We start from the raw sequence: 9693 nt of genomic DNA, 5'->3' as shown, positions 1-9693 counted from the left end.
GTCCACCAAACCGGCAGACTCAAACGAATGCTGGTTATGCTCTCCACCAAACCGGGGGACCCAAACGGATGCTGGTTTCTGCTCTCCACGAAACCGGGGGACTCAGACGGATGCTGGTTTATGCCCTCCACGAAACCGGGGGACCCAAACGGATGCTGGTTTATGCTCTCAACGAAACCGGTGGACTCAGACGGATACTGGTTTATGCTCTCAACCAAACGGAGTGGCTCCGCTAAGTTTCGGTTTAAGGATCTGATGCGTGAAGTGCCATCCCTGTTTTCCCTGTTAGGGGAGTTTCACCTGAGTTTGTTGCCGATGGCCTGCAGAGGTCTGTTATCGCGAATTTATTGCCGGGAGTTGATCAGCGGATATTCCAAACCTTATGTTGCTGAATAGATAGTTGCCATCCCGGATTGGCCAGGATGTAGTTGATACAACCTTGCAGAATAGCCTTGTCCATGTCCATGCGCTCTTTTTCTTTGCCCAGGAAAACAGGGCTTAAGAAATAGTGACTGGCTTTCGGAAGTTCTTCAATTGCATATTCCGGGCCTTCGTTGAAAATGCATTTCATTTCCGAAACGCCATTCGGAAAGTTCTTTTTTAGTTGTTCCGCGGTGACCTGTTTGGGTGAACAGGTTATAAAATCGAGATTGGACGGAAGTGGTTTGGTTCCGTTGGTTTCAATTGCCTGGTAGTAGCCGCGTTCCTTGAAGAAACCAACAATTTCTTCCGTTAATTGCAGGGCAGGTTCGCCGCCGGTCCAAATAATGTTTTTACAGGGAAACTGGCTGATTTCATCCAGTAATTGTTCCAGCGAGTAGCTTTCGCCCGACTCGAACTCGGTATCGCAGAACCAGCAGTTCAGGTTACATTTCGAGAGGCGAATGAAGATATTCGGTATTCCCGCCCGGGATCCTTCTCCCTGGAGGGAGTAAAAAAGTTCGTTAACAGTTAAATTCACAGACATTGCCCTGGCTCTCCTGAATCACAACTTTGGTACACCAAAAACGTTTTCCGGCTTCCTTGGTACCAATGGTATTGGCAATCCAAAGCGCCATATTTTCCACCGTCGGAACAGGGATAATATCATTCAGGTGTTTATGATCGAGTTTCTGAAATACTTCTTCTTTCAGGTAGTTGAAGTCAACCACCATTCCGTTCTCCAGCTCGTTGCTGGCCACGTAAATATCAACGATCCAGTTATGGCCGTGCAGGTTGTTGCATTTGCTCTCGTAAGGCAAATCCAGCTGGTGGCTTGCCGAAATTTCGAACGTTTTTTTAATGGTCCAAATCATCTTGCTACACTTTTGCTTTCCGGAAACGAGTCCGATCTTAAATTCGGTGCAAACCTAACATTATTTGCTTAGAATATCACCTAAAAAACAGTAACAGAATAGATTTCTGATTGTTTGACTGAAAGGGAATGATTATGCCATCTTTGGAATGTGCAAATCGGTTCCAATCGCCTTGTTTAAGCGCTCAATGAAATGTGCTGTCAGCAGGGGAGACTCCTTTTCCATGTTTTGGTGAACGAAGAAATAAATGTCGCGCAACCCCTGGTCGACCCAGGTATTAATACGATCTACCCATTCATCCAGCCGATCACGATCGCTTTGCGGGTCGTTGGCTCCAACATAACGGACGAAAGCGACAGGCGTTGTCAGGCGCATGTGCAGCAGGTCGCGGCGGCCGGCAGTGTCGACAATAATATTGGTCATGTTATTCGCTTCCAACAGCTGATACACTTCATCCGAAATACCTTGCTCGTTGAACCAACTTGTATTTCGTAATTCTACCGCCAGTGGAATAACTTTCGGGAATTTTTCAATAAACGTAACCAGCCGATCAAAATTTTTATAACCAAAATTATCATGCAGCTGCAGAAAGACCATCCCCAGTTTATGCTCAAAATTGGCAATGTTGTCACAATATTGTTCCGTCAGCTGCTCCACATTATTCAGTCGGCGCATGTGGCTGATACTTTGGGTAATCTTTGGGAAGAAGCGAAAATCTTCCGGGGTCTTATCCCGCCAGCCAATCACCCGTTCGGCCGGAGGCATACCGTAGAAAGTTGCGTTTAACTCGATCGAATTAAACTGGGTTGAATAATAACTCAGTTCGTCCTTTGTACCACGTGGATAAAAGCCTTTCAAATCGGTTCTGTTCCACTTGGCGCAACCAACATAAACGTTTAAAGGTTTTGCATGGTCGTTATTCTCTAAGATCATCCTTGTTGCCGGATGATCTGCCGGTAGGGTAAAATCAATTTCTACGGGGTTCTCAATTTGTCCGAATTTCATGGTTGTTGTTTTCTGTTGGCGTGAAGATAAACCATAATGCTTAAATATTTGTTAATCCTCTTCCCATTTGAAGGAGAGAAGCGCTTTTTGAAAGAGCAAAGAAGCTTGTGATCGGTGGATTTTTATAGTTTTGTAACAGCCGAAAACGAGAAAGAATTAATGGGGAGAAATGAAGATCAAGAAAATGTTGAATTGCTGAAATCAGGAGATATCTCAGCGTTTTCTGTCTTATTCAAAAAATATTCAGAACGACTTTATGCGTTTGCTCTAAGTATCGCCAAAGAGCCCTATATCGCTGAAGAAATTACCCAGCAGGTTTTCCTGAAAGTTTGGGAAAAGCGTATGCAAATTGATGAATATCTTTCTTTTAAATCTTTTCTGTTCTCTATTACCTATTCTGAGACCATTTCCTGGCTTAGAAAAGATTCCGCCGAAAAAAACAAAATGAGTCGTTGGGGTATAAACAGCTCTTTCGAATCGGATGAAACCATGCACATCGTTGAATTCAATAATATTGAATCGCTGGCAAACGGAATTATTAATGATTTGCCGGAAAAACGCCGTGAAATTTTTAAAATGAGCCGGGAACAAGGCTATTCCTATAAAGAAATTGCGCAGGAGTTGGGGCTGTCGGTGAAAACCGTTGAAAATCAAGTGTCAGCTGCGTTAAAGACGATCCGTGAAAAACTTGGAGAAGATCGAATAATCTCGATTTTATACTGTTTTTTAATCCCTTTGTAATTTTTTTTCTCCAGACGATAGGGGTAGGGCTTTGTTCATTTCGTATTACCGATGAAAAAAAACCAAATGAATATCAGACCTGACGATATCAAACGCTATTTGGAAGCTAAAACAAAACCTGAAGAGTCAGATAAAATTAAAAAATGGCTTTCCAATCCCTCACACAACGATAACGTGCGAAAAACGTTAGGGAGTTTGTGGATGGATTCCGATATCCGTTTACAGGGAAATAAGCCCGACTTCAATACACTACTTCAGAAGACGCTTTTCCGAATTAATTCGTCACAAAAGAATACTGTTGGTAATCATCCTGCAGTTAGTAATACCACCAAGTTTTTTCAATTTTTTTCCAAAGTTGCAGCAATCCTTATTTTACCTTTATTAGGACTGACAGCCTATTTATATTTCCAAAGTCCGGTTGATCGTGCTCCTATAACGAATCAGCTTGCCAGTAACATGCGGGAGATTTATACAAAACCAGGAACAAGAACAAATTTTCAATTGTCTGATGGTACTAAAGTTTGGTTGAACGATGGTACAACCTTCCGTTATCCGGAAACCTTCGCTGGCAATACACGCGAAGTCTATGTTGATGGTGAAGCCTATTTTGAAGTCAAATCGGATAAACAGCATCCTTTCATTGTGAATAATCCCATGATGAAAACCATCGTAACCGGAACACACTTCAATATAAACGGGCATGCTGCTGATCATTTTTTTGAAGCGACATTATTGGAAGGAAAGATTCACCTGGAGAGTAAGTCCGGAAACGCTGAGCTTTCTCCTGGTCAACAACTTCAATTTGACCAAGATGCTCGAAAGATGATTCGTAAAGAGGTTAAAGATGAAAATGCCATCGGTTGGATTGACGGGAAATTAATCATTCAGAATGAACCTCTTGAGGTCGCTTTGAAAAAGATTAGTCGGTGGTACAACGTTGAGATTCAGATTAAGGATAAACGGCTGTATGATTACGAATTAACATGTACGCTCGAAAACGAGAAGCTGGAGCAATGCATGAATTTGATATCAAATGCTTTGTCAATCAAGTATCAGATAGAAACGGTTAATAATCAGAAAATAATTCAATTAAGGAAAATATAAAAAAAGCCTGAAGTGAATCTTGCACATTCACGACAGGCAACAACAAGTGTTTATTAATTAAAATATACAGATCAAATTTATGAAAAAAAAATGTAAACCCATTTTCCAGGGAGGGATATCTCTTTGGATTAGGAAAACACTTCTGTTTATGAAGCTTACATGTTTATTTGTATTACTTGCTGTTTTTCAGTCGTTTGCTATTAAGTCGGCAGCGCAGAGTACACAAATTTCTGTTAATTTAAAAAACACAATGCTGGAAGATGTTCTTCAAACGATTGAAGAAGAATCAGACTATTATTTTCTATACAGCAGAAGTGTTATTGATGTAACTAAGAAAATTGATTTTCAGGTTGATAACGCTAACGTAGAGGAGGCTTTAAGTCAACTTTTCTCAGGAACAAATATCAATTATAAGATTGAAGGTCGTCAAATTGTTTTGACTCAAGGGACTGAGGGAAATTCACAACAAGTATTAACTGTTACCGGTAAGGTTACTGATAATACTGGTGGCGGTTTGCCTGGAGTAACAGTTATTGTAAAAGGAACAACGAATGGTATGGTTACTGATTTCGATGGTAATTATACCTTATCTAAAGTGCCGGGAGACGGCATATTGCTCTTTTCTTTTGTGGGAATGAAGCCAAAAGAAGTTCCTGTAGCCGGAAAGACAGAGATTTCTGTTGTCATGGAGGAAGAAACAGTTGGTATTGAAGAGGTTGTTGCTGTTGGTTATGGTACCATGAAAAAGAGTGACCTAACAGGTTCGATTAGCTCGGTGGCAGCAGATCGTATTGCCTCTGTTGGTTCTTCTTCTGTGATGGGAGCATTGCAGGGTGCTTCTCCAGGTGTTGATATTACAACAAATTCTACCCGACCAGGAGCAGGATTCTCAATTCAGGTTCGTGGACAAAACTCGTTGAATAGTGGAAACCCATTATATGTTGTTGATGGTGTGGTTGTTGATGATATCGATTTCCTGAACCCTTCAGATATTGAAAAAATTGATGTTTTGAAAGATGCTTCATCTACAGCAATCTACGGATCACGAGGTTCAAATGGTGTTGTAATTGTCAAAACAAAAGGAGCTTCTTCTTCAAAATCAAAACTGTCAGTTTCTTATGATGGTTATTATGGTGTACGTGAGATTACGCGCATTCCTGATTTCATGGATGGACGTCAGTGGGTTGATTTCAGAACAGCACACTATTATACCTGGGATGAGACGAACCAAACGTATACCATGTCTAATTCAAACAAAGGTGCTGTAACGCAGAATTCACCTATTGTGAATCAGGCCTTATATGATCAGAAATACACGGATTGGTTGGATCTGGGAACAAAAAATGGTTCTCAACAAAACCACTACGTTAATATTTCAGGTATGGCACAGGATATATCCTATAACCTTGGTTTCGGGTACCAAAAAGAAGACGGTAACTTCCAGAAAGAAGGTATGAATAAATATGTGTTCAAAGGTTCTATCAATCACAAAGCGAGTGATTTCTTTAAGACCGGTGCAAATTTCACCATGTCTCACCAGGTTGTAAATACCGGTTCTCAGTATGGTTATCGTGATTTGATGCGTATGCCGGTTGTTCTTCCTGCTTATGATGCAGAAGGTAACTTAATTGCTCAACCAGGGATTAAGGCCTCTATCAACGGGGACGGAAACTTTACTTCATCAGCTAACCCATTGATCGAAATTCAGTCTGGTACGCACGAAACAAGTCGTTTCGATATTTTGGGTAGTGCCTTTGTTGAATTTACCCCAACTAAAGGATTAAGCTTGAAATCTACTTTCTCTCCGCGATATAATAGAACCAGAATTGGTTATTACTATGAAAAGAACTCAAACCGTTCAACAAACCAGGCTGAAAATAACAACCAGGAGACTTTTGACTGGACTTGGGATAACGTATTAAACTACAATCGCCGGTTTAATGTAGACCATAATATTAATGTGACCTTAATCCAGTCAGCTTATAAAACGAAGTACGAATATCTGTCGATTTATGCAGAAGACTTCCCTTATGATTCTGAATGGTATAATATGCTTGGAGGTACAATTGGAACGGGTAATTCAGAAAGTGGATATGCTCAAACTACCTTATTGTCTTACGCAGCACGTGTGAATTACGATTATGCAGGAAAATATATGGTGACCGGTACTGTACGGACCGATGGTAGTTCTAAATTGGCAGACAAGTGGGCTGCATTCCCTTCATTTGCATTGGCTTGGCGGATGTCTGAAGAGTCTTTTATGAAGCGTTACGATTGGTTGACTAATTTGAAGGTCAGATTAAGTTTCGGTTATTCAGGTAACAACAATGGTGTAAGTGCTTATGGTACACAGCAGTCTCCAAATACAAGTTCTACAGTATATTACGACTTTGCTGGCTCTGTCGTAAGTGGTTTTGGTGTTGGAGATCCGGTGAATGCGAATTTGACCTGGGAAAAAACACGTGAATGGGACTTTGGTTTTGACTTTGGAATGTTGAGAAACCGGATTAATGGTTCCGTTGATCTTTACGACAAGTTATCAGACGGATTGTTGATGGATAGAACTTTGACGATTGAGTCAGGTGTTGATGCGATGACTGATAATATTGGTTCTGTCAATAACCGTGGTATTGAGATTTCTTTGAATACAGTAAACCTGCAAACTAAAGATTGGAACTGGACTACTTCATTTACTTTTGCTAGTAATAAGAATGCGATTCGGAGTCTTTATGGTAAAAAGGAAGATGTTGTCAACGAGTCTCGTTTTATCAATGAGCCGATTAATGTTATCTACGATTATAAAGTTGACGGTGTTTATAATTACGCTGAGTGGGCGTCTATGACTGCAGAACAGCGTAGCTTAATGGGAGCCGATAGACCTGGCTATGCAAAAGCAATAGATACAGATGGCGATGGAGAAATGACTACAAAAGATAAAGTCATTCTTGGTTCTGTTGATCCTTCATGGACAGGAAGTATTACGTCTACCGTAAGTTATAAGCAATTTGATTTAGCCTTCAACATTTATACTCGTCAAGGCGTATTTGTGAATGACCGTTTCTTACAAGAATTTGGACCTTCTGCCAATACTCAGCGTGGACGTCCCAAAGTGAACATGGACTACTATTACCCAGGAGGGGTACCACGTGCTGATTGGAACAATTTTACTGTTGATGACAATGGACAAGCCTGGATGACTTGGGGGACATCGGAAGAAAACTCTAACGCCACAAGACCATTAGCTGGTAATACAGGGAATTTCTATGGCAATAACGGACGCTATCAGGATGCATCTTTCGTTAAAGTTCGCAATATTACATTGGGATATACATTTGATAAGACTTTAATTAGCAAAGCGCATTTAAACTACGCCCGCATCTATTTGAATATTTTGAATCCATTTACTTTCACTGACTATGTGGGATGGGATCCGGAATATGCAACGACTACATTGCAAAATGGTAATGGTCCTTCAACAGTTACTTACCAAGTAGGTCTTAACCTTAAATTTTAATGATTGAAACGATGAAAAAGATATTTAGCATTTTATTTGCCGCCATCCTTCTTTCTAGCTGTAGTAGTTTCCTCGACGAGGATAATAAGGCGGGTATTACAAACGATCAACTTTATGCAACTGAAGCTGGCTATCAAACGCTTCGGGTTAATGCATATAGTAGCCTTAGAACGATTTACCAATCAGCTCCAATGGTTTTGTTAGGAGGTACTGATCTTTACCAAATGCCCAGAGGAGTAACGAATAACGGTATTTTTGATTATACGACCCTTTATGATACAAATGACGATGTAGCCGAATTTTACAGCAATTGTTATTCTGTATTACAAGCCGTAAACACCGCAGAATATTATCTGGATGGTGCGGATATTTCTGATTCGGATAAGGATTTGTATCAGGGTGAATACGATTTCTTTAAGGGCTTTGTGCACTTTATCCTGCTGGAAGAGTTTGGTGGTATTGTGATTGATGATGAGTATACGGATGCTCCCCGAATGAATATGCCCCGGTCTTCGTTGGCTGAATCTTACGACTACATAATTGGCAAATTAGAGTCTGCACTGAATAGCAGTTTACCCCAGACTTCAAAAGAGGGATATATTTGTAAGGATATTGTGAACCACTATTTGGCAAAAGTATATTTAACTCGTGGTTGGGACTTGGGTGATGTTTCAGATTTTGCAACTGCTAAAACTTATGCAAAAGCAGTTATGGACTCACGAGGTGATTTGAAGTATACAATGGAAGAATTGTGGAGCCCGGATAATGAAAATAACGATGAAGATTTATTCTCAATTCAGTATAGCTCTAAATCAATTTCGACTTCAACAAGCGGGAATAACCAGGAATCTGTTTTTGGTCCGTATTTAGGAGGATCTGAGTTAGGTCACAAATATATGGCTGGTTCAGCAATGCCTTCCTGGTCTTTACATTCCTGGTATTCTAAAAACGATGCTCGTTACGATGCTACGTTCATGCTGACAATTTGGGAACACTACTACGATTATTACCAAGGCAATAATGTTCCGGGAACAAATGCCATTACTGCGATATATCCTCGTGCCTGGGACAATTCTCAAGCGATGTTTGATGATTACCTGAAATTAACTGATGGTGAGACAAACGGAGAATTTGTGGATATAACAATGACGGATGCTGATGGTAACTTAGTTGATGGAGCATTAGAATTTCTTGAAAAATGGTGTCCTGAATATGCCAACGTTGTTCCGGTGAATGCTACAGATGAAAATGGAAAAAATATCTTAAGAATTTATCCATTCATTGAGAATTCCTCAGACCATATGACGAATGAGAAATATTGGAGAACAGCTTATAATAATGACTTCGCTCAACCGTGTATTAAAAAATTCGATATGAACCAATTGGTTACATTCAGCACTACACAGAGCTACAGAGATATCGTTTTAGCTACTTTATCTGAAACAATGTTATTATATGCAGAGGCTTGTATTGGTCAGGGTAATTATGCAGAAGCACAAACATATATCAATAAAGTTTTAGCCAGACCAGGCAATGCCAAAGATGGTAGTACTTTATCAATTACTTTGCCCACCTCTAAAGAAGCTGCATTGGAGGTTTACCTGAAAGAGTCAGGTAAAGAATTGGCAGGGCAATATTGTGGTCGTTGGCCGGAATTACGTCGTACAGGAATGCTGAAGACTATGTTCTACGGTTATAATTACGACTACCTGACTGGTAATTTGGGGACAGACCCAATTGGTGAAAAACTTTATCGCCCAATACCTCAATCAGCAATCGAAATTAACGAAGGCTTGACTGAGGCAGATCAAAATCCAGGATATTAGTTTAGTTGGTTAGGATAGATAAAAAAAGAGAGGTTCTCCTGTTTGTTCAGGATGGCCTCTTTTTCTTTGAAAGTCTTTTTCAAGATGCGTTGAAGAGGATCGATTCTGCTCCAATAAATTTCCGCTAGCCTTACCAGGCGGGTTTTCATCTTTGGCTTGCCCCAAAGACGAAACAGAAAACGCAAGGCTGATTTTTATCTTCAGGTAT

Annotated in this window: 9 protein-coding genes; 5 read left to right on the top strand and 4 right to left on the bottom strand. The window is 40.4% G+C overall.

The features are described 5' to 3' along the window. Positions 1-236 (top strand): hypothetical protein (locus AC37HE_RS10110; protein ID WP_500782714.1); only part of this gene is annotated, 236 nt, incomplete at its 5' end. A 125-nt stretch (positions 237-361) separates the two neighbouring features. Here AC37HE_RS10110 and AC37HE_RS10105 read toward each other — a convergent pair. The 3 genes from AC37HE_RS10105 to AC37HE_RS10095 form a co-directional block, all read right to left on the bottom strand. Next, positions 362-967 carry a 7-carboxy-7-deazaguanine synthase QueE gene (locus AC37HE_RS10105; RefSeq protein WP_500782713.1) on the bottom strand — a complete coding sequence of 202 codons (606 nt, stop codon included), beginning with the start codon at positions 965-967 and terminating at the stop codon, positions 362-364. Beyond that, a complete protein-coding gene (locus AC37HE_RS10100; protein ID WP_500782712.1) occupies positions 945-1295 on the bottom strand; it encodes a 6-pyruvoyl trahydropterin synthase family protein in 351 nt (116 codons plus the stop codon). The genes AC37HE_RS10105 and AC37HE_RS10100 overlap by 23 nt, the downstream gene beginning before the upstream one ends. 132 nt (positions 1296-1427) lie before the next feature. Further along, positions 1428-2300 (bottom strand): DUF72 domain-containing protein, encoded by an 873-nt coding sequence (locus AC37HE_RS10095; RefSeq protein ID WP_500782711.1) that lies wholly within the window; start codon positions 2298-2300, stop codon positions 1428-1430. Between the two features lie 114 nt (positions 2301-2414). Here AC37HE_RS10095 and AC37HE_RS10090 point away from each other — a divergent pair, with 114 nt between their 5' ends. From AC37HE_RS10090 to AC37HE_RS10075, 4 genes are all read left to right on the top strand, one after another. Then, entirely contained in the window at positions 2415-3041 is a 627-nt protein-coding gene (locus AC37HE_RS10090) for an RNA polymerase sigma factor (protein WP_500782710.1), read from the top strand. Between the two features lie 66 nt (positions 3042-3107). Beyond that, the gene (locus AC37HE_RS10085) at positions 3108-4145 is read left to right on the top strand and encodes a FecR family protein (protein WP_500782709.1); all 1038 of its coding nucleotides are present in this window, start codon (positions 3108-3110) and stop codon (positions 4143-4145) included. Between the two features lie 148 nt (positions 4146-4293). Further along, positions 4294-7659 (top strand): TonB-dependent receptor, encoded by a 3366-nt coding sequence (locus tag AC37HE_RS10080; RefSeq protein WP_500782708.1) that lies wholly within the window; start codon positions 4294-4296, stop codon positions 7657-7659. 11 nt (positions 7660-7670) lie between these two features. Next, positions 7671-9485 carry a RagB/SusD family nutrient uptake outer membrane protein gene (locus AC37HE_RS10075; protein ID WP_500782707.1) on the top strand — a complete coding sequence of 605 codons (1815 nt, stop codon included), beginning with the start codon at positions 7671-7673 and terminating at the stop codon, positions 9483-9485. Between the two features lie 9 nt (positions 9486-9494). On the opposite strand, the gene AC37HE_RS10070 is transcribed toward AC37HE_RS10075, so the two are convergent. Next, a partial coding sequence (locus AC37HE_RS10070; RefSeq protein ID WP_500782706.1) for a hypothetical protein occupies positions 9495-9693 on the bottom strand: 199 nt, incomplete at its 5' end.

It is taken from the genome of Mangrovibacterium sp., assembly GCF_059905295.1.
The sequence above is the reverse complement of the archived record's forward strand: the minus strand, read 5'-3'. Positions and strand labels throughout refer to the sequence as shown.

Coding starts and splice junctions, on each gene's coding strand:
- AC37HE_RS10105 (WP_500782713.1), bottom strand. CDS start 967: ATGTCTGTGAATTTAACTGTTAACGAACTTTTTTACTCCCTCCAGGGA.
- AC37HE_RS10100 (WP_500782712.1), bottom strand. CDS start 1,295: ATGATTTGGACCATTAAAAAAACGTTCGAAATTTCGGCAAGCCACCAG.
- AC37HE_RS10095 (WP_500782711.1), bottom strand. CDS start 2,300: ATGAAATTCGGACAAATTGAGAACCCCGTAGAAATTGATTTTACCCTA.
- AC37HE_RS10085 (WP_500782709.1), top strand. CDS start 3,108: ATGAATATCAGACCTGACGATATCAAACGCTATTTGGAAGCTAAAACA.
- AC37HE_RS10080 (WP_500782708.1), top strand. CDS start 4,294: ATGAAGCTTACATGTTTATTTGTATTACTTGCTGTTTTTCAGTCGTTT.
- AC37HE_RS10075 (WP_500782707.1), top strand. CDS start 7,671: ATGAAAAAGATATTTAGCATTTTATTTGCCGCCATCCTTCTTTCTAGC.